The organism is Carboxylicivirga mesophila (assembly GCF_018271975.1).
Taxonomy (GTDB): domain Bacteria; phylum Bacteroidota; class Bacteroidia; order Bacteroidales; family Marinilabiliaceae; genus Carboxylicivirga; species Carboxylicivirga mesophila.
Map to the genome: position 1 here is coordinate 69,599 of NZ_JAGUCN010000019.1, position 21,662 is coordinate 91,260.

At 39.8% G+C, this 21,662-nt stretch carries 20 protein-coding genes; 17 read left to right on the forward strand and 3 right to left on the reverse strand.

Going from position 1 to position 21,662, the window contains the following annotated elements; genetic code table 11:
* Nucleotides 1–472: 472 nt before the first annotated feature.
* From KEM09_RS15710 to KEM09_RS15735, 6 genes are all read left to right on the forward strand, one after another.
* The gene (locus KEM09_RS15710) at nt 473–1,501 is read left to right on the forward strand and encodes a LacI family DNA-binding transcriptional regulator (RefSeq protein WP_212229723.1); all 1,029 of its coding nucleotides are present in this window, start codon (nt 473–475) and stop codon (nt 1,499–1,501) included.
* A 431-nt stretch (nt 1,502–1,932) separates the two neighbouring features.
* The gene (locus tag KEM09_RS15715; protein ID WP_212229725.1) at nt 1,933–3,291 is read left to right on the forward strand and encodes an MFS transporter; all 1,359 of its coding nucleotides are present in this window, start codon (nt 1,933–1,935) and stop codon (nt 3,289–3,291) included.
* 10 nt (nt 3,292–3,301) lie between these two features.
* Complete coding sequence (gene pgmB, locus KEM09_RS15720) at nt 3,302–3,955, forward strand: beta-phosphoglucomutase (RefSeq protein WP_212229727.1); 654 nt, start codon at nt 3,302–3,304, stop codon at nt 3,953–3,955.
* Nucleotides 3,956–4,017: 62 nt separating this feature from the next.
* Nucleotides 4,018–6,330, forward strand: a complete 2,313-nt coding sequence (locus tag KEM09_RS15725; RefSeq protein WP_212229729.1) for a family 65 glycosyl hydrolase domain-containing protein — start codon at nt 4,018–4,020, stop codon at nt 6,328–6,330.
* Between the two features lie 138 nt (nt 6,331–6,468).
* On the forward strand, nt 6,469–8,295 hold the full coding sequence (locus tag KEM09_RS15730) for an alpha-amylase family glycosyl hydrolase (protein WP_212229731.1): 1,827 nt from the start codon (nt 6,469–6,471) through the stop codon (nt 8,293–8,295).
* A 139-nt stretch (nt 8,296–8,434) separates the two neighbouring features.
* Complete coding sequence (locus tag KEM09_RS15735; RefSeq protein ID WP_212229733.1) at nt 8,435–8,653, forward strand: hypothetical protein; 219 nt, start codon at nt 8,435–8,437, stop codon at nt 8,651–8,653.
* Nucleotides 8,654–8,944: 291 nt separating this feature from the next.
* Here the strand turns inward: KEM09_RS15735 and nhaD are convergent, their stop codons facing one another.
* Together nhaD and KEM09_RS15745 are read right to left on the reverse strand one after the other, a co-directional pair.
* Nucleotides 8,945–10,318, reverse strand: coding sequence for a sodium:proton antiporter NhaD (nhaD, locus tag KEM09_RS15740; RefSeq protein WP_212229735.1), 1,374 nt, complete (start codon nt 10,316–10,318; stop codon nt 8,945–8,947).
* Nucleotides 10,319–10,398: 80 nt separating this feature from the next.
* Entirely contained in the window at nt 10,399–10,815 is a 417-nt protein-coding gene (locus KEM09_RS15745) for a hypothetical protein (RefSeq protein ID WP_212229737.1), read from the reverse strand.
* A 106-nt stretch (nt 10,816–10,921) separates the two neighbouring features.
* Between KEM09_RS15745 and KEM09_RS15750 the strand changes: the two genes are divergently transcribed.
* The 8 genes from KEM09_RS15750 to KEM09_RS15785 all read left to right on the forward strand — a co-directional run bounded on the left by KEM09_RS15750 (nt 10,922) and on the right by KEM09_RS15785 (nt 18,617).
* Entirely contained in the window at nt 10,922–11,545 is a 624-nt protein-coding gene (locus tag KEM09_RS15750; RefSeq protein WP_212229739.1) for a DUF4294 domain-containing protein, read from the forward strand.
* Nucleotides 11,546–11,607: 62 nt separating this feature from the next.
* Nucleotides 11,608–12,228, forward strand: a complete 621-nt coding sequence (gene recR, locus KEM09_RS15755; RefSeq protein ID WP_212229741.1) for a recombination mediator RecR — start codon at nt 11,608–11,610, stop codon at nt 12,226–12,228.
* A gap of 10 nt (nt 12,229–12,238) precedes the next feature.
* Nucleotides 12,239–12,682, forward strand: a complete 444-nt coding sequence (locus KEM09_RS15760; RefSeq protein WP_212229743.1) for a hypothetical protein — start codon at nt 12,239–12,241, stop codon at nt 12,680–12,682.
* 12 nt (nt 12,683–12,694) lie between these two features.
* Nucleotides 12,695–13,126 carry a BT0820 family HAD-type phosphatase gene (locus KEM09_RS15765; RefSeq protein WP_212229745.1) on the forward strand — a complete coding sequence of 144 codons (432 nt, stop codon included), beginning with the start codon at nt 12,695–12,697 and terminating at the stop codon, nt 13,124–13,126.
* 48 nt (nt 13,127–13,174) lie between these two features.
* Entirely contained in the window at nt 13,175–14,344 is a 1,170-nt protein-coding gene (locus tag KEM09_RS15770) for a glycosyltransferase family 2 protein (RefSeq protein ID WP_212229747.1), read from the forward strand.
* A gap of 112 nt (nt 14,345–14,456) precedes the next feature.
* Nucleotides 14,457–16,043, forward strand: coding sequence for a PD40 domain-containing protein (locus KEM09_RS15775; RefSeq protein ID WP_212229749.1), 1,587 nt, complete (start codon nt 14,457–14,459; stop codon nt 16,041–16,043).
* Between the two features lie 139 nt (nt 16,044–16,182).
* Nucleotides 16,183–18,105: a PD40 domain-containing protein gene (locus KEM09_RS15780; RefSeq protein ID WP_212229751.1), complete on the forward strand. Its 1,923-nt coding sequence runs from the start codon at nt 16,183–16,185 to the stop codon at nt 18,103–18,105.
* On the forward strand, nt 18,105–18,617 hold the full coding sequence (locus KEM09_RS15785; protein WP_212229753.1) for a GNAT family N-acetyltransferase: 513 nt from the start codon (nt 18,105–18,107) through the stop codon (nt 18,615–18,617). The genes KEM09_RS15780 and KEM09_RS15785 overlap by 1 nt, the downstream gene beginning before the upstream one ends.
* A 1-nt stretch (nt 18,618) precedes the next feature.
* Here the strand turns inward: KEM09_RS15785 and KEM09_RS15790 are convergent, their stop codons facing one another.
* The gene (locus KEM09_RS15790) at nt 18,619–19,074 is read right to left on the reverse strand and encodes a type I restriction enzyme HsdR N-terminal domain-containing protein (RefSeq protein WP_212229754.1); all 456 of its coding nucleotides are present in this window, start codon (nt 19,072–19,074) and stop codon (nt 18,619–18,621) included.
* 143 nt (nt 19,075–19,217) lie between these two features.
* Here KEM09_RS15790 and KEM09_RS15795 point away from each other — a divergent pair, with 143 nt between their 5' ends.
* The 3 genes from KEM09_RS15795 to KEM09_RS15805 are packed head-to-tail and all read left to right on the forward strand — an operon-like array spanning nt 19,218 to nt 21,660.
* A complete protein-coding gene (locus tag KEM09_RS15795; protein ID WP_212229756.1) occupies nt 19,218–19,994 on the forward strand; it encodes an AMP nucleosidase in 777 nt (258 codons plus the stop codon).
* 12 nt (nt 19,995–20,006) lie between these two features.
* Nucleotides 20,007–21,008, forward strand: coding sequence for a DNA polymerase III subunit delta (gene holA, locus KEM09_RS15800; RefSeq protein WP_212229757.1), 1,002 nt, complete (start codon nt 20,007–20,009; stop codon nt 21,006–21,008).
* A 40-nt stretch (nt 21,009–21,048) separates the two neighbouring features.
* Nucleotides 21,049–21,660, forward strand: coding sequence for a rhomboid family intramembrane serine protease (locus KEM09_RS15805; protein WP_212229758.1), 612 nt, complete (start codon nt 21,049–21,051; stop codon nt 21,658–21,660).
* The last annotated feature ends 2 nt before the right edge of the window (nt 21,661–21,662 follow it).

Here is a 21,662-nt window from a genome sequence, read left to right on the forward strand (position 1 = left end):
TTTTCATGTGTTGATAAAAAATTTAATTTATCATGTTAGCCCCCTTGCAATTGGGGTGGTTTAGACCACTAATCAAAATTATACCAATTTAAACGTGGTGCTATACCGAATTAAACATCCGTTATCCGTTTTAAAGGATTTTCATTTGTGGATTAATTGAGAAGATGATTCTGTTAATACCTTTAAAACAATGCTTAATTTAACCACTAAGACCGCTACAAACATATGCAATTTTGAAGATTCTGTAAACATTTATTAACACACAAATACACAATTTTGCAGATAATTCGTCGCAACCGTTTGCGGTGTCGTTTGCGGTGTCGTTTGCGGTAAAACAACCTGCTGTAGAACATGTTTTGTTTTTTTCAGAATTATGATCCGTCAACTCATTTTTCGGCAAACTATGAGAGGTATTGATGTTTTTGCTATCTTTAATTTTTATCAGTCTAACAACAGTTCCATAGCTATAAAAATGAAATCCCAACCAATCACGATTAAAGATATTGCCAGAATACTTGGTATCTCACCATCTACTGTTTCAAGGGCTCTGAAGGACCACCCAGACATTAGCCCGAAAACCAAACAGTTGGTGCAAACATTTGCCGAAAAAGTAAACTACCGTCCCAATGCATTGGCGTTAAGTTTGAGGAGCAGTAAAACTAATACCATTGGCATTGTAATACCGGAGATTGTTCACCATTTCTTTTCTACAGTTATTAGTGGTATTGAAGATGTAGCATATGGAAGAGGTTATAATGCCATCATTTGCCAAACGAATGAAAATTACCAGAGAGAGGTGATTGACCTACAAGCGCTTGTTGACAACCGGGTGGATGGTATTTTAATATCGATGAGCAAGAACACACATGAGTTTGCCCACTTCGAAAACCTGAAGGAAAATGGTGTTCCAGTGGTGTTTTTCGACCGAATATGCGAACAAATTAGCTCCGACAGAGTAATTGCTGACGATTTTGAAGGCGCCAGAATTGCCACTCGTCATTTGATAGATAAAGGCTGTAAAAAAATTATGCACCTGGCAGCACCGCAACATTTATTAATAGGTAAAAACCGCAAAGAAGGATATTGCAGTGCTCTAAAAGAGCATAAACTCAGCTGTGACGATCGCTTAATAGTTAAGTGTGACACACGTGAAACTGTATTTGCCAGGGCTGATGATATTATCCGCTTAGCTCCTGAAGTTGATGGTATATTTGCCGTTAACGACAGTACTGCCATTGCTGCTATGCAAGTCCTTCAGCGTAACGGCTACAGCATCCCCAAAGACATTGCAGTTGTGGGCTTTGGCGACGGCCCCAATGCCAATATAGCTTACCCACCACTCACAACCGTTGAGCAAAAAGGCTATGATATAGGACAGGCCGCTATGCGCCTATTAATAGGCCATATTGAAAACAATGTGGATGAGGAAGAATATGAGACGAAAATATTTACGCCTGAACTGGTAGAACGCGCCTCATCGCAACTAGGCACTGAATACTAAGCACTACCCTTTACTTTAATAATTAACTGCATTGATGGCCATTGTTAACCATGCAGTCTATGGGCTATTGGCTATAAAGTAATACCTTCCGAAAACGTTTGCAAAAAATCCGGTTTGTTAATTTTCAGCCTATCTCTAAAAAATGCAAGGCATTTCGCAAACGATTGCAATCAGTAATAGTACTGATTTATTAGAAGATAGCCTAAAACACCGCAACAAATAAAGCTGGCATAAATATTAAGTTTATCTTAAATTTGTATTGGATTTAATTGATAAGAGACTTTCCTGTTAATGCCTTTCAATAATGCTTATACCTTTATAAGTCATTAAGGTATTGTTGTACCTCATCTAAGACTATGAATATCATTTTGCCTGCGGTTGGTTTACTAACTGTTATCAATTGGTATTCCTGTAACTAAAAACAAGTAATTATGAAACAATTACCAAAGTTATCCTTTTGGCAAATTTGGAACTTAAGCTTTGGCTTTTTAGGCGTACAATTTGGGTTTGCACTGCAAAATGCAAATGCCAGTCGTATTTTAACCAGTTTAGGTGCCGACCCACATAACCTGTCGTTTTTTTGGTTGGTTGCTCCCATTATGGGGTTAATCGTTCAACCGGTTGTAGGTGCAGCCAGTGATAAAACATGGACAAAGCTCGGTCGTCGTTCACCTTATATATTAGGTGGTGCCATTGTTTCAATGATTGCTATGTTTTTTATGCCCAATGCGCCTTTGGTAATAAAAGCCGGCGGGGCTGGTGTTTTGTTTTTCGGTGTTGCTATGCTGGCACTAATGGATGGTTCATTTAATGTGACATTTCAACCATTCAGAGCCCTTGTAGCAGATATGACGCCGGAAGAACAGCGTAACATTGGTTATTCAGTCCAAAGCTTCCTGATTAATACAGGAGCTGTTATTGGATCTGCATTACCTTTTATACTTACGGCAATAGGTATTGAAAATGAACCTGAGGCTGGAAAAGTAGCCCCATCGGTTATCTGGTCATTCTACATTGGCGGATCATTATTACTGATAAGCGTTTTGGTAACTGTATTTAAAACAAAAGAGTACCCTCCGGAGGAGTTTGAGGCATACAAAAACATTACTGAAGAAGATAAAGCCCAGAAAGAAAGTTTCTGGAAGCTTTTAATCAACATGCCAAAAACAATGCAGCAATTGTCAATTGTACAATTGTTTTCATGGTTTCCACTTTTCCTGTTGTGGGTATATTCTACTACAGCTATTTCACAACACTATTTTGGCGTACCAATAGATTTTAATGCCGAAACAGAAACAAATGAAGCCACACTAAAAGCTTTTAATGAAGCTGGTAACTGGGTGGGTATTTGTTTTGCAGTGTACAGTGCTGTGGCTGCTATCTTTTCAATTGTTATGCCTTGGTTTATTAAACTAACCAGTCGCAAAACAGTTTATGCCGGTTCATTGCTACTCGGTGGCTTAGGATATATTTCAACCTACTTCTTTGATGATCAGTACATGCTATTGATATCAATGGTTGGAATCGGAATTGCCTGGGCAGGTATTTTAGCAATGCCATATGCCATTCTTTCTGGCTCACTTCCTGCCAAACGCATGGGTATTTACATGGGACTGTTTAACCTGACAGTTGTTGTCCCTCAAATTTTGAGTGGCGTCATAGGTGGTCCTATCTTACGAATGTTTTTTGGTGGTGAAGGCATATACATCCTGATTATGGCCGGTGTAATTATGATTTTAGGTGCCTTCATGGTATCATTTGTAAAATCAGAATCAAAAACAACAGAATAAAACAAATTGGATGGGACAAATAAAAGCATGTTTGTTTGATTTAGATGGAGTGATTGTTGATACGGCAAAGTATCATTATATCGCATGGAAAGAACTGGCAAGCAACTTAGGCTTCGAGTTCACAGAGGAAGATAATGAGCGTCTGAAAGGGGTAAGTCGAATGACTTCGCTTAACATACTGCTGGAGATAGGCGGAATAACCCTGAGCGATGAAGAGAAGCACCGCCTGGCTGAAAAGAAAAATGAAAACTACAGAACATTCATTTTAAAAATGCAGCCCGATGAAATTTTAGATGGTGCAAAAGAATTTTTACAAGAGTTAAAAGCTAAAGGCATTAAAATAGCATTGGGTTCTGCCAGCAAAAATGCCATGACCATCCTGGAACGATTAGAATTAACCGAATTGTTTGAAGCCATTATTGACGGAACCAAGGTAACTGAGGCAAAACCCAATCCTGAGGTTTTCCTGAAAGGAGCTGAGGCGCTAAATGTTGCACCGTCGGAATGTGTAGTATTTGAAGATGCTGAGGCTGGTGTTGAAGCAGCTTTGGCCGGCAATATGAAATGTGTGGGTATTGGGTCACCTGATGTATTAGGCAAAGCTAACCTGGTAATTGATGGCTTGCATCAAATGACCTATGAGAAATTAATGGAACTAAACTAGAATTACGGTTTTGATGAAAAGTGGCGCTAGTCACCAACTTAAAATCTTAAAACCAAATTACAATGAAGGAGTATTTAAAACACGATGAGTGGTGCATCATAGAAGAAGGCTTTAACCCCGAAAACCACCAGTCTTCTGAAAGTATTTTCAGCCTGGGTAATGGTAAAATGGGACATAGAGCCAATTTTGAGGAAACCTATTCAGGTCCATCCTTGCAGGGAAGTTATGTAGCGGGTATTTATTATCCGGACAAAACCCGTGTTGGATGGTGGAAAAATGGTTATCCTGAATATTTTGCGAAGGTATTAAACAGTCCAAACTGGATTGGTATTGACGTGCAAATTGATGGCCATTACCTGGACCTATACACTTGCAAAACAGATAATTTCAGACGTACTCTTAACATGAAAGAGGGCTATCTGCTGCGTGAGTTTACTGCCACCATGGATGATGGTAAGAAAATACAAGTGTCGGCTAAGCGCTTCGTAAGTATGGCTGACACTGAGAATGGTGCTATCCGCTATTCGGTTACTCCGCTTAACTTTGATGGTAAAATTGCTTTCACGGCCTACCTGGATGGTGATGTGGAGAACGAAGATTCCAATTACGATGAGAAGTTCTGGAATATTATTGAGATGGAAGCACACGCCGGCGAAGCATACCTGGTAACTGAAACAAAGAAAATTGGCTTCAGAGCCGGTTTTGGTATGAAAATCGTCGCAAAAATCGGTGATTCTGAGCTCAAAACAACACCTGAAGTACTTAAAAAGGAAGCTTGGGTGGCTAACCGCATTGAAAGAACCGTAAAAGAAGGCGAATGCTTCTCAATTGATAAAATTGTTGGGGTTACCAGTTCGCTGAACTACGACAAAACAGCAGTGTTAGAAGCCACAAAAAAAGTTACTGCGTCAGGTTTTCAAAAAGGATTTGATGCTTTATTAAAGGATCATATAAAAGTTTGGGCCGACAAATGGGTGTTAAGCGATATTCACATCAAAGGCGATATAGCTGCCCAGCAAGGTATTCGCTTTAATATCTTCCACCTCAACCAAACATACACAGGTGAAGACGAACGTTTAAATGTAGGTCCTAAAGGTTTTACCGGTGAAAAATACGGCGGCTCAACTTACTGGGATACTGAAGCATACTGTGTGCCGTTCTTTATTGCAACAGCCCCTTCGGAAGTGACGCGCAATCTACTCATCTATCGATACAAACACCTTGACAGAGCCATTGAAAATGCCGAAAAACTTGGCTTTAAAAATGGAGCTGCCCTCTACCCAATGGTAACCATCAATGGTGAAGAATGTCATAACGAGTGGGAAATTACCTTTGAAGAAATACACCGGAATGGCGCTATCGCGTTTGCAATCCACAATTATATCCGTCATACTAATGATGAGGCTTACCTAAGCGAATACGGGCTGGAAGTATTATTAGGTATTTCTCGCTTTTGGAGCCAAAGAATCACCTTCTCAGAAGAACGCCAAAAGTATGTAATGCTGGGGGTTACCGGACCAAACGAATACGAAAACAACATCAATAACAACTGGTATACCAACAAAATGGCTGTATGGTGCTTAAAATACACCATTGAGTCATTGGCCAAGGTGAAGGCCATGAATGAGGCACGCTATAACGAAATTATAGCTAAAACTTCGTTCAGCTATGATGGTGAAGTACCACGATGGGAAGATATTATTGACAAAATGCATTTCCCATATAACGAAAAGCTGCAGGTATTTATGCAGCAGGATGGCTATATGGACAAAGAGCAGATATTGGTTGACCAGCTAAATCCGGCCGAACGCCCTATCAACCAATACTGGTCGTGGGATCGTATCCTACGCAGCTGTTACATTAAGCAGGCCGATACTCTGCAAGGCATCTATGTATTCGAGGAAGAATTTGATATGGAAACCATCAAACGCAACTTCGAATTCTACGAACCTCGCACAGTGCACGAATCGTCTCTTTCACCTTGCGTACACTCGGTGTTGGCCGCTAAAATTGGTGATTACGACAAGGCCTACGAAATGTATCTGCGTACATCGCGATTGGATATTGATGACTACAATCATGAGGCACACGAAGGCCTTCATATTACAAGTATGGCAGGTACATGGATGTCGATTGTTGAAGGATTTGGCGGAAAGCGCGTTCACGACGGTGAGCTCTTCCTAAATCCTATTATACCTAAACAATGGCAAGAGTATTCATTCCGCATTGCGTTTATGGGCAATGATATGGAAGTAATTGTTAATAGCCAGGAAGTAACCATTCTGTCACATGCTAAAAATCAGATTGAACTGAAAGTATATGACCAGAAAGTAAGCGTTGAACCAGGGCAATCAACAACCATTCAGACAAAATAATTTTGCTGATTATATAATGTCGAAGAGGAGCCGTTTTAAGGCTCCTTTTTGCATTTAAGCTGCTTCTTCTTGCAATAGTAAGCAGCTTTATCTATTTTGTGCAGTCACCCATACACACATCTTTATAATTCGATTAAAATGAAGATTCGCACAGTCTTAATCAGTAGCCTTTGGCTTGTATCCAGCCTTATATGTTTTGGAAAGGACATTAAAATAAGTCCTCAGAACTGGTGGATTGGGATGAGTAGCCATAACGTTATTGTCATTGCCGAAAACATACCATCAGAAGTACAAGACATCAGTATTAATCCGGCTCACATCACCTTAACAAAGCACTACCCCGCCGCCAACAGCAATTTCCACATTCTTGAAATAACTGTGCCTGACAGTGTTCAACCCCATATAGCTAATATCACATTTCATACTAAAGGTAGAAAGCCTTATACCCTGCCCTTCAGGATTGAAAAACGTAAAGAACGAGCTGAACATGTGTCGCTTCAGCCAGCAGATGTCATTTACCAGATAATACCCGATCGATTCTGCAACGGCGATGAAAAAAACGATAATATCAGCAGCTACTTTGAGAAAAAAGATCGCCTCAACCCTACCGGCATTCATGGCGGCGACCTAAAGGGTATTCTTTCAAAACTGAACTACATTTCGGATTTGGGATTTACTGCCATCGAGCTAATGCCCATACTGGAAAGTAACCTGATGATGAACTCCTATAAACGTCAGGCTCCAACTAATTTTTATAAGATTGACCAAAGGTTGGGTGATATTCAACTCTACAACAACTTATTGGAAACCTGCGAACAGCAAAACCTTAAATGCATACAGACTTTTAACCTGAATCAGTTAGGTAATCAGCACCCTTTCTTTAAAGAACTAATTGATTCAACTTTTTTTTATCCTGAAGTATTTGGAGACGATACCGATTACCCTAACCATAACATACTGACTGATCCATACAGCCCACCTCAAACACAAGAGAAAAACAGACGGTTGATTGAATATTCTAACTTCCCTACCCTGAACCAGCACAATACGCTCGTCAACAAGCTGATTATTCAGCATTGCATATGGTGGATTGAAACAACAGGTTTACAATACATTAAAATTGATCAGGCAGCCAGGAATCAACCTGTATTGATTGAGGCACTATACCAACAACTAAAGAGCAACTTTAATGATCTAACAATAGTTCTGGATAACCACTCGTATACTAATCAGCATATCTACTGGAAATCAATAGCCGGAGGATTAAATACGCTGATATACAACTACAACTATCCGAAGATTATGGCCGATGCCTTTTCGCCTTTTCAGGATTCTCAAATTGGTATTGCATCAATCTACAATTATTCGCTCAATCAATCACCTGCTCAAGCACGCCACAATATTATTATGCTTGACAATCATACGCTGAATCGCGCATACACCAATGCCGATAGTGAAATACAGCAACTATTGATGATGACTGCTCACTTGCTAACGTCACCTGGCATTCCATCAATCTATTACGGAACAGAATGGATGATTAAAGGTCTTCAAGGCAAAGGACTTAGTAATTTATCCAAGGATTTTCCGGGAGGTTGGGAAGACGATGTAGCCAATGGTTTTACAGGTGCCGGCTTGAATGCTGAGCAGCAGCAGTTTCATGACAACCTCAAAAAACTGCTCAACTGGCGGAAAGCGAATGCTTCAATACTGAATGGTCATTTTTATCACTTCTTTCCCGAGAACGATATATATGCCTATTCAAGAGGAGATGATCAACAGGCCTTGATGGTGTTTATTAATAACTCCAGCACTTCGAGCTACCGGGTTGAAACAGAAGAATACAAGGATATCTTATCGCAATACAGTTGGGGAATCGACATCATAACGGATGAATCATACAAAGATTTTAACGATGTAAATATCCCACCTAAATCAACGATTATTCTACATCTAAAAAAGTAAACATACGCATGTGTGCATAGCTTACCAAAGCTTCGGTAATTTGAGCGAATTGGGATAGCAAATGGTCTTTTCAGAGCCATTTGTTCATGTCCTTTTGGCTAATTTTATCGTCTTAATTTTTCCCTGTAAAACTATACACATGTCTAAGAGATTAAACAGCACAAGAAAACCTAACTATCAGGAGGATCAATTATTGTTTATTTTAATGTCTTATCAATTTGATGTAGACCGCACTAAGAAACTAATTGTTACTCCAGAAGATTATGCTCCACTGAACCTCAAGCAGATTGGACTGGAATTAACGGGAATCTTTCGTCATCTGAAAAAAATGGGATGGTTCATCCCCCAGGTTCTATGAAGTTTGAGCAATATTGCAGCACCTATTATTCCACTTGGATATACGTTTAAAAGTGAATGACCGAACAGACTAAATCAGGGACGGTTTCTGTCCGGCCAAATCACTTCAACCAAAAAATACTAAAAAGAACCGGTTATTACACGAATAACCATCACAATTACGGTTAGTACAACAACCCCTATCCACATTTTAGAGGATTGATAATTGTTAGCGCTATTGATTTTAAGAGAAATATTTTTCATTGCTATAGATTTAAAAGATATTTACCTCTACCCCTGTAAAAGCATTACATTAAAATAATTGAATCTGAATATAATAGGCTAGTGCACCAGCCAGATAACCCACCAAGGCAATCCAGCTTATACGTTTGAGGTACCACAGAAAATTAATTTTCTCAAGTCCCATTGCAGCTACACCCGATGCCGAACCAATAATTAACAGGCTGCCACCTGTACCGGCACAGTAAGTCAGAAACGTCCAGAAAACACCATTTTGTACAAAGTTACCGGCCATTCCAACAGCATCGGCAGCCTCAATTGAATACATGCCCATAGAAGCAGCTACCAATGGTACATTATCAACAATCGATGAGATAACACCTATCAGCAGGTTAATGGCGTAAATGTTATGGACCTTATTATCCAACCAGCGTGATAACACATCTAAATGACCGGCCGATTGAAGGGCGGCCACAGCACTTAATACGCCGAGAAAAAATAAAACAGTTGGTATATCCACAGCCTTTAGCGCTGCTGTAACTGTCAATGTTCGTTTATCAGCAGCACTGCGCTTTTTAAGGTACCTGTCGGTCATAATCCATAACACAGATAAGCCAAGCAACATCCCCAAATAAGGTGGCAAGTGCGTGATAGTTTTAAAAACAGGAACAGATATTAAGGCAAGCGTACCAACTACCAACATAAATACCCGTTCCTGATGCGTGGTAAACTCACGCATTTCATCATCTGGCAACACCGGCTTTATAGATTGTCCTTTAACTGTGAAAAGACTAAACAATGCCGTTGAAACCAACACATTAACTACACTTGGTACAATTAATGATCCTATTATATGTGCCGCTGTTATCTGGCCGCCAATCCAAAGCATTATAGTGGTAACATCACCAATTGGAGACCATGCTCCGCCTGCATTAGCTGAAATGACAACTACACTGGCAAACACCCACCTGTTTTCCTGTTTTGTTAATAATTTTCGTAAAACAGTTATCAACACAATAGTAGTGGTCAGATTATCGAGCACTGCCGACATAAAAAACGTAAGCAGACTAATAATCCAGAGGAGCCGCTTAATATTACCACTCTCAATTTTACTGGTGATTACCCTAAAACCCTGGTACTTATCAACCAGTTCGACAATCGTCATGGCCCCCACCAGGAAAAACAAAATAGATGATATCTCCGATAGGTGGTGGAAAAGCTCATGATGCGTTATGAAATAAGTTACGTCTTTTGCATGAGTCTTGGAGAATTGTAACCAGGATGCGCTGGCGCCATTGGATAAAATCCCTTCTCCTCCCAAAGCATAGATTGCCCATAATATGGTGCCAATAAATAATGCTGTTGCCGCTTTATTAATATGATTTACATGCTCAAACACAATAAATCCGTAGCCCACGACAAAGACTACAACCATTAAAAGAAACATACGATAGTTTTACTAAAAAGGAAAAAACCTCTAGTTATAATAATAAATTAGCTAAAAGAAGATAGCCCCAATAAGGCTTATTAGGCTAATGGTGGAGATGTATCTGATTCAAAAAGAATAAAAAAGCAGAAACTATGAAACAAGTGCGTTAGCGTGCCAAAATGTGGGTAAAAGATAGTTTGTTCTTGCTCACCAACAAAAACAATATGCGTTGATGCATCGGCTTCTTCCTCCCCTGTTTCAAAACTATTTTCGCTAAGGAGAACCTGTAGTAAATTGCCAGAATAACAGGCATTATCTGACCCAACCTGGTAGTTTTTATCGCAGACATAGTCATATGCAAAAGTTACTTTTGCAGAATTAAAGATGACCATTGTAATCATCACAGATATATACCAGATTTGACTCATGCGATTATTTAAGGCGGCAAATGTAGTATAAAATTTGCTGGCTTGATTCTTAAAAAAACTAAAATGTGGTGAACCAACTTCAAACACATACATCCATTCATATGTTGATTATGTTGAAAACAGATCCAACACCTTAGATAAGCCACCATTAAAACATTTGCATCATAAGCAGTTCCGGTTCTATTTTTGTAGTATGCTAAACACCTGTAAAACCATATTAACAAGAAGCGCTTTAATAGTGGTATTGCTTGTATACTCACTTGCCAATTCCAGTATTGAAAGTCAGGAATTAGCCGATTCCATCAACCTGATACTGCAACACCGAATTGTTAATCACGACACAATACCGCATGTCAACCTCAAAGAAGTGCCGGTGATACCAGCGTATGTTTTTAAAAATAAACGAGCCAAGCGCCATTATGGAAAGCTAGTCAGGAATGTAAAAAAAGTTCTTCCATATGCGCGTAGCGCAGGAGAAAAAGTGAACACCATCAATGCCGATTTAGCCCTGCTTACCAATGAAAAGGAAAAGAAAGCTTACCTCAAAAAAGCCGAAAAGGAGTTATTTGATGAATTCGAAGCACCACTCCGAAAATTAACCTTTTCGCAAGGCCGGCTGCTTATTAAACTCATCAACCGCGAAACTGGCAATACCACTTATGACTTAATCAAGCAGTTTAAAGGTGGCGTATCGGCATTCTTCTGGCAAGGTATAGCCCGCTTGTTTGGTTCCAATCTTAAATCAGAATACCATGCCGAAAGTGAAGATAAAATGATTGAACACATCATTTTGCTCATCGACAGCGGCATAATATAATGCCACAAAAGCCTGTTGCAAGATACAATCTTTACTATCTTTATGCCCCAATATAATATTCAATGTCACCATCATCATATCCATCCAAATTACTTGAAAATGCTGTTAACGAGTTTGCCAAACTACCTGGCATCGGACGAAAAACAGCATTGAGACTGGTACTGCACCTGCTTAAACAAGAAAAAGAACAGGTGTATAAATTTGCCGATACTGTTCATCATATGCGTCAGGAAATCATGTATTGTAAGAGCTGTTATAATATTTCCGACAGTGAAACCTGTAGCATCTGTGCCGATATGAACCGCGATCACAGTACAATATGCGTAGTTGAAAGCATCAGGGATGTGATGGCTATTGAAAGTACACAACAATTTTCAGGTGTATACCATGTTTTAGGCGGCGTTATTTCACCTATGGATGGCATTGGGCCCGATGACCTCACCATTGCACCGCTGGAAGAGAAGATAAAAAACGGTTCGATCAAAGAAGTTATATTTGCTCTAAGTACAACCATGGAAGGTGACACAACCAACTTCTATCTTTATAAAAAGTTTGACAAGTATAATATTACCACCACCACCATTGCCCGCGGCGTATCAATTGGTGATGAATTAGAATATACCGATGAAGTAACGCTTGGCCGTTCCTTAATTAATCGTTTACCCTTTGAAAAGACAATTTAATATGAGCTCATTGAAAACTATAAAACAAATCCGCCTCATTTACTTTATTGTAAGTATTCTGCTGGCAGTTTTCGCTGCCCTGGCATTTGTTTTTATCACTATAAACGGACGCGTATACCCGATGGATCTGGCTGCAGAAAGCAACCTCAAGTCATTGATTATTGTTTTAGCACTTGCAGGTATACCAGCCAGTTACATGTTTCACAACCGAAAAGTAAAACACATTAATCCCGACTTGAGTGCAGAAGCAAAACTGCAACAGTACCGCATGGCCTATTTCATTAAAATTATGACACTCGAAGGCATTTCATTGCTTAGCTTACTTGGCTACCTGATGACTGGCAGCCTTAATCAACTGATGATCTTCGGTCTTGTATACCTTTTTTTATTACTTAATTACCCCCGAAAAACAAGTATATTAGAAGAATTAACTATTGATCCTAACGAACTTTAATCCTCTATTTGTATGTTGATAGCTGTTGATTTTGACGGAACCATTGTAGAACATAAATACCCTGCCATTGGCAAAGAGCGAATATTTGCTTTTGAAACATTAAAATCACTGCAGGATAAAGGCCACCTGCTGATATTATGGACCATCAGAACCGGCAAAGAACTGGATGAAGCCGTTGAATATTGTCGTAAAAATGGCATCGATTTTTACGCTGTTAATCGCATGCATCCCGAAGAAGAATATACTGCTGGCATCAGCCGTAAAGTTAACGCCGACCTGTTTATAGACGATCGTAATGTGGGAGGCTTTATGGGCTGGGGAGAGATTTGGCACTGGATCAATAAGGACGCATCTGATAAAGAAAAGTCTGATTATCAGCAAAGGTATTTGAAAGCAAAGAAACGAACACTTTGCGGCTTTCTGCAGGCAATTTTCTGCAGATAATAACATTTATCTGAAATTCACGTTCATAAGTACTGAGTGAGATACATTATGAATGATTCAAATATAGAGTTATCAATAATAATTGTTGGTTATAATGCTATTGATTTTCTGAAGCTAACTCTTGATTCAGTTGCTAAAGCTATAGACAACATTAGTGCTGAAGTTTTACTGATTGATAACTCAAACAACCAAATACTACAGGCTACAACTCGAAAGCAATATCCTTTTGTAACCATTATACCAAATTCTGAGAATCTCGGGTTTGCTAAAGCCAACAACCTTGGCCTTAGAGCAGCTAAGGGGCATGTAGCCATACTGCTTAATCCTGATACTATTGTAGCTGAAGATTCGTTTAGTCAGGTATTGAAGTATTATAAAAATAATCCAAATACGGGTGGACTGGGTGTCAAAATGATCGACGGCAATGGACACTACCTCAAAGAATCCAAGAGAGGATTCCCTGATGTTAAGACATCCTTTTTTAAACTAACTGGTCTCCACAAGCTTTTCCCTCAATCTAAACTATTAGCAAATTATTACGTGGGTCACCTCAAACAAAACGCCATTCATTCAGTAGATGTTTTATCAGGTGCTTTTTTAACCATACCACGCGACAATAAAAACAGGTTCACTCTATTGGATGAATCGTACTTTATGTATGGTGAGGATATTGACTTATCGTGGCGATTAAAACAGGCACACGGCAGTAATATTTATTTCCCAAACACAACTATCATACATTTTAAAGGGCAAAGTACTTTCTTAAATAGAACAATCATCGGGCACTTCTATAATGCTATGTGGCTTTTTTACAAACAGCATATCTCCTCTAACCAATGGTGGCTAACTAATTCACTCATATGGAGTAGCATTAAGCTGGCAACCAATCTACACATAGCATCAAACTTGCTAACGCACAGCAACTACCACAGAAGCAAGCATTCTTACTTTCAGAAAGTTATCCTTTTGTCAGACAATAAAGGTTTGCAACAGTCAATCAATAATGCGCTCGGCACTATAGTTAAAATTTCATTGTCAGGCATTAGCAAGTCTGCCGATAACCAATTGACCATTTTCGACTTTGCTCATACCTCATATAAAGCAGCAATAGAGATGATTGAAAAGCAACCAGGCAACTATGCTTTTCTAACTTACGATTACAAAAGCCTGATTATATGCACACAGTCTGATGGAAAAGGACAGGTGATTCACCTTTAATTATTTACATCTAGCCAAAAAGACGATACTATTAGGGTTCTTATCCTTGCCTATCATTAATGATTTTTGCAATTTTATTCTCAATATTGAGTCACTGACAAATAACCTCATCATGATAAAGAACTTCTTAATTATCATACTGTCCTTTATTCTTATGCCAGCGATAGCATCTGAAAAGAAACCTCGTAAGAAAGACCTGGTTCCTATAGAAAACCTCATGCAAGTTGATAACTACGAAAAAGCAGCCGATCAAATTAAGCAGTTACAGAAAAAACATCCAAACAACCCATATCTCCATTTAATTAATGGCATCTGCCTCCTTAATATTGATGGAAGGATTAAAGAAGCTATACATCCCTTGCAATTGGCCAAAGCTCATTACGGTGTGTACTCAAATAAAAATGACAATGCGCTAAAAGCCAATTATCATCTCGGACAAGCCTATCATCTTACCTACAAATTTAAAGAGGCTCTGACCCTTTTCGAAACATTACAGGATAGCGTTCCCGTTAACCGTTCCAATATACATGCGCAATTGAAGCAACAAATTAACTGTTGTAAAAATGCTATTGAGCTCGAGAAACAACCGGTTGAGTTTCGCATCACCAACCTTGGTCAGGCTATTAATACTGAATATGACGAGCACAGTCCTATCATCTCCGGCGATGAAAACCTATTAATGTTTACCTCCAACAGAAAAGGGTTGAGTAAAAAAATAAAGGATGAAGCACTTTTTCCTGAAGACATTTACTCAACCAAATGGCGCGATGGACAATGGCTCCCTTCGGTAAATGCCGGCATCAGTATCAACACCAATAAATATGATGCCACCTGCAGTTTAAGCTCCGATGGTCAGTCTTTAATTATTTACAGAAACGAAGGGAGTGGAAACCTATACATCTCCCAGCAGTCTGACAACAAATGGACCGAGCCTCAAAAGCTTCCTAAGCCTATCAATTCTGCCTACGAAGAGTCGCACGCCAGTCTTTCACTTGATGGAAACAGCATTGTCTTCACCAGTTCAAGGCCCGGCGGATTGGGTGGCAAGGATATATACATATCCCATAAACTACCCAATGGAGACTGGGGTAAAGCAAGTCTGCTGAGCTCAGCTGTAAACACTCCACTCAATGAAGAGAGTCCCTTCTTATCATACGATGGTCAAACATTATTCTTTGCTTCTGAAGGCCATACCTCAATGGGTGGATATGACATCTTTAAATCGGAGAAAGACAGCAGTGGCAACTGGGGCCAGGCGATTAATATTGGCTACCCCATAAATACACCAGGTGATGATTTGTTTTACATTCCAACATTGGATGGACAACGCGTCTATTTCGCTTCTGAACGTAATGAGGGCTATGGCCGTTCCGACCTATATATCATAGAATTTCCCGAAACAGATGAACGCTCACTTGCTGTTGTTTCAGGCTATTTATTTACTGAAAACGGGCAACCTTCCTCTGAATCCGTTATTACAGTTACCAAGGCCTTATCGGGTGAAGAACAAGGCATTTTCAGGCCTCAAACCAACACCGGGAAATATACCATGATCTTGCCAACAGGGGTTGAGTATATAATGACCATTGAAACGCCCGGTATGATTACCATCTCAAAAGAATTAAAGTTGCCCTACAGAAGCAACTACAAAACCAGAACGAGCGCAACATATCTTGAGCCAATGGTATTGAAGAAATAGTTGTTTACAAATAATTAATCAGAAGATCTATCATAAAACAATGCTCATTCATAAAAAATAGAAGTATATCAAACATTACCTGCACATTTTTAGTTATTTTGCAAAGTCAATTTAAAACCAAACATTAAGTACTGAAGGCATGATACGACCAAATGCACTCTTTGTAGCCCTTTTCATTCTTATCGCCCAACTAACACTGGCTCAATCTGACAAAAAAACTGATGACAAAAAGTTTAATCAGGCTGTTAAATTAGCAGATGATAAAGATTTTGGAGAAGCCATTAAACTATTTTCCGATATCCTGGAAAATGAGCCCAATAACGTACCCGCACTCTATAACATTGGCAACTGCTACCTCAACACCTCTGACGGACCTGATACTGCTATCGTTTTTTTCCAGAAAGCATACAGCTTACTTCAGGAAGACGAAAAAATTGGTGATGTGGGTGTTGATATCCAACTATCCATAGGTAAATCTCACCAGTATCTTCTAGAGCATGAAAAGGCCATTAGCATGTATGAAGAGCTCATCACCATAATACCTGCCGAAGATGAGTTACTAAGACAGGAGGCCTTGCGTGAAATAGAAATCTGCGAAAATGCCATTGAGCTGATGCAAAAGCCGGTTCAGCTGAAAGTAAAGAACCTGGGGCCCAATATCAATTCGAAATATGACGACCATAGTCCGTTAATTACTGCTGACCAAAGTATGCTATTCTTTACATCACGCAGGGCTTCAAGTTATAGCGAACTATTATTTGATGGTCAATATGCCGAGCGTATCTATTCATCAACCAAGGAGGAAGAAGAATGGGACAAGGCCAAATCCTTAAAAGAATTATTCAGGCGCTCAGGGCATGAAGCTGGTGTTAGCTTGTCGGCCGAAGGTACAGAGCTTATTGTGTACCGTAACGATGTTGATGGTGCTAACCTCTACATTTGTCAGTATGACGGTGAAAACTGGGGAGAACCGGTAAAAATGGAAGAGCCCATCAACTCAAAATTTGAAGAAACACATGCTACCACATCAGCTGATAAGCAAACGATGTATTTTACTAGTAACCGCCCGGGTGGTTTAGGAGGGTTGGATATTTACCGTGTTCGCCGTTTACCTAATGGTGAGTGGGGCAAAGCTGAAAATATGAAAGCTTTCAATACCCAATACGATGAAGAAACACCTATTCTGCATCCCAATGGCAAAGTAATGTATTTTAGTTCCGAAGGACATAACTCAATGGGGCAATTCGATATCTTCTATTCGGTTATGGATGATGAGGGTAACTGGGGACCGGCCATTAACATGGGCTACCCGATTAACACACCCGATGATGATTTCTTTTTTGTACCAACTGCCACGCCCAATATTGCTTATTATGCATCGGCAAGGTACGATGACAATTTAGGAGGATCAGACATTTACCTTGTAGAATACGAGGAGCCTGAAATCAACCGTCTGGTAGTTATTAAAGGCTGTGTTAACTCAACCAACGAAGCGCCTATTGAGAATGTACAAATCTTAGTTAAAAAACAAGGAGAAAGTGAGTCGGCTGGTGTTTACAAACCACACCCCGGAACAGGTAAATATGTGCTAATACTGGAGGCAGAAGGTAAGTACAATATCGAATATAAAGGCACCGGTTTCGAGAGTCAGGAAAAAACCATTGATGTAACCCGGGAAATGACTTACAAAAGTACTAATCAAACATTTGACATCGATGATGTGATGCTGGTGGCCATTCCTCAGCCTGAAGTAACAGAAACAAAACTATTGGCCGATGATGCAACAGAAGCCACTTATGATACCAGCGATGGCATCCCTTACTATACTGTACAGATTCTGGCACTCAAAAAACCTATTGCTTCGTATGATATATTTGTTGATCTGGAGCAAGACTTGATTAAAGAATACAAGTGTACCGATGGATTCTATCGTTATGCATACGGCTCCTTCAAAGGCTACAAAGCCTCGCTAAAAGGCAAGGATAAAGTACTGAAAACAGGCCTGTGGAGTGATAGTTTCATCAGAGATATCAAACAATACGACCAATTGACAAAAGAGTAATGAAAACAGAAGAGTTGGTTTTAAGAGCACTCGAACCTGATGATATTGACCTGCTCTACCAATGGGAAAATAATATGGATATATGGGAGGTGAGCAATACGCTCACCCCTTTTTCTAAGTACCAGTTGCAAAAATTCATCGAACAGGCTCAACTCGATGTCTTTCAAACGAAACAACTCCGGTTAATCATTGAGCTGGAGCCATCAAAAAAAGTGGTTGGCATGATCGACCTGTTTGATTTTGACGGTTTTCATCAGCGGGCTGGCATTGGCATTATCATACATCAAAATTACCGTCAACAGGGCTTTGCCTATGAAGCACTAATAATGTTTACCGATTACTGCTTCAATAACCTGGGACTTAACCAGCTTTATGCCAACATTTCTGTCCACAACACAGGCAGCATTGCTCTGTTTGAAAAAGCCGGTTTTATGCTGGTTGGCATTAAAAAGAAATGGCGAAAAACGAAAGACGGATTTATAGATGAAGCCTTATATCAACTGCTACGCTAAGTTATTTATACACCTCAGTGGCCTCGGGTATTGATTTAAGTAACTCATAATGACCTTCTTCATTAAGCAGCCGCGCACAATAGTGCTGCATGCCATTTGTTACAATCAGATAATCAACATTTAAGCGTGTATTATAACGGGCAGCCTGGTTAAACACCTGCCTTGTAACCGGCACCTCAGGCGCCTTACACTCCACAATTATTACCGCCTGTCCTTTTTTATTGTATAGAACAACATCAGCTCGCTGACTCAAGCCATTGACCTTTACCGGCATTTCTACTGCAATTAAACCAGGGGAATAATTAAGCTGCTTAACCAGGTAGTGCACAAAATGCTGCCTTACCCACTCCTCAGGCGTTAATGCGACATATTTCTTACGCACCTCATCAAATACCTGAAACTTGCTGCCAACAGACTTTGTTTTGAGTTGTACCGCAGGAAGATTAAGTTGTTGCATGAACGTCTAATTTTTCAACAAAATAAATCAAATTCAACAGAAAAAGTTACCTTAGCGTGAAGAATAAAATTCAGCATCTCGCACTTTATTCCCATCGTGCCAGGCGAAACCGCTACCGCACTTAACCTTAAAAATTTTTTCGGATGAAAACCAAGAAAGAAATTGTTGACAATTGGCTACCCCGCTACACCGGTAGAAAACTGGAGGAATTTACGCCATATATCCTGCTCACTAATTTTAACCATTACATTGAGCTGTTTTCGGAGTGGTACGATGCCCCAATTATCGGACGTAACGGAAGTATGCCCAATTGCAGTGCCAATGGTATCACCATTATCAACTTTGGTATGGGAAGCCCCAATGCAGCTACTATGATGGACCTGTTGAGTGCCATATCACCTAAAGCCGTGTTGTTTTTGGGTAAATGTGGCGGATTGAAAAAGAAGAACGAGTTGGGTGATTTTGTACTACCTATTGCCGCCATTCGCAGCGATGGTACCTCCGATGATTATCTGCCACCCGAAATACCAGCCTTACCGGCATTTAGCCTGCAGCGTGCCGTATCAAGTGCTATCCGCGATAGTGAAATGGACTATTGGACCGGCACTGTTTTCACCACCAACAAACGGGTATGGGAATACGATGAGCGCTTTAAAAAGTATTTGGAAAAAACGCGCGCCATGGCAATAGATATGGAAACAGCAACTATTTTTACAGTCGGTTTTTATAATCAGATACCAACTGGAGCTCTGTTGTTGGTATCTGATCAACCAATGATTTCAACGGGCGTTAAAACAACGGCCAGCGACAAGGTAGTTACTGAGAATTTTGTTCAGAAACATATTCAACTGGGTATCAAGGCCCTGTCTACCATAATGAACAATGGCAAATCAGTAAAACACCTGAAATTTGACAGTTAAGAATACAGTTTGATGACTTTTGAGCAGATATTACAGGAACTAAAACAAAAAAACTATCGCCCTATTTACTTTTTAATGGGCGATGAAGGCTATTTCATTGATGAGATAACCAACTATATTGCCAATAACGTACTGACTGAAGAAGAGAAGGGTTTCAATCAGACCATTCTTTATGGAAAAGACGTGGATACAACGGATATTATCCATGCCGCCAGGCGCTTTCCTATGATGTCGCAATACCAGGTGATTATAGTAAAGGAAGCTCAAAATATTCCTAAAATTGAAGACCTGGAGGTGTATGCCAATAATCCGCTCATGTCAACCATTCTGGTGATTAACTATCGCTACAAAACACTTGATAAGCGCAAGAAGTTTTATAAAAGTGTGGCTAAAAACGGCATCCTCTTTGAAGCCAAGAAGCTATACGATAATCAAGTGCCTCAGTGGATCAGCACTTATCTGCAGTCAAAAGGAAAAACCATTGAGCCCAAAGCATCGGCATTGCTGACTGAGTTTTTGGGCAGCGACTTATCGAAAATTGCACACGAACTTGATAAGCTGGAACTGGCGATAGGCGCCGACATCACCCAAATTAACTCAGCTCACATCGAAAAGAACATTGGGGTCAGTAAGGATTACAACAATTTTGAGCTACAAAAGGCTGTACTGAATAAAGACATCGCCAAGGCCAATAAAATCATCCTGGCTTTCGGCAAAAACCCCAAGGCCTACCCCATTCAGATGACGACTGTCACGTTATTTGGCTATTTTCAAAAACTACTGGCCTATTATTACCTGCCTGATAAATCTAAAAATGCCGTGGCTGCTGCCTTGAAAATAAATCCTTTCTTTGTGGCAGATTACACTACCGGGGCACGACACTATCCGGCTCGTAAGGTGGTACAAATCATCAGTCTTATTCGCGAGTACGACATGAAATCGAAGGGATTTGGAAGTGCCACAACAGAATCGGGTGAACTGCTCAAAGAGTTAATCTTTAAAATTATGAACTAAGAGTCTGTCATACTTTCATGACGTTCAACAAGCATTTAGAATGAATATCGCAATTATTATCATCATCGTCATCAGTTTAATCAGTATTGCCGGCTTTAGTCAGCCCGAACTGATTTATAAATACCAGTTCAATGCCTGGCAAATTAAGCATCGGAAAGAATATCTACGATGGATTAGTCATGGATTTTTCCATGGCAGCTGGATGCACCTGCTCATCAACATGTTTGTGTTATGGTCATTCAGCCGTGCAGTCCTGTTCTATTTTATGCGCAGTCTGCCGGGTAACAGTAATATTGTCTTTTTGCTGTTCTTTTTTTCTGCCATTGTTGTATCCAGTATCTATTCTTATCTAAAAGAGAAGGATAACTATAACTACAACGCCATTGGAGCATCAGGGGCTGTGTCAGCAGTTGTTTTTGCCAGCATTTTGTATGATCCATTTCGCATTATTTACCTGTATTTCATTCCTGTTCCGGGTATATTACTCGGTATTGGTTATTTGATTTATTCAAGGGTAATGTCGCAACGAAATACAGACAATATTGGCCATGATGCGCACTTTTGGGGAGCCGTATATGGCTTTGTGTTTCCAATCCTGTTAAATCCTTCGTTGTTGGGCCGATTCTTCAACGAATTAATTTCTATATTTTAAAT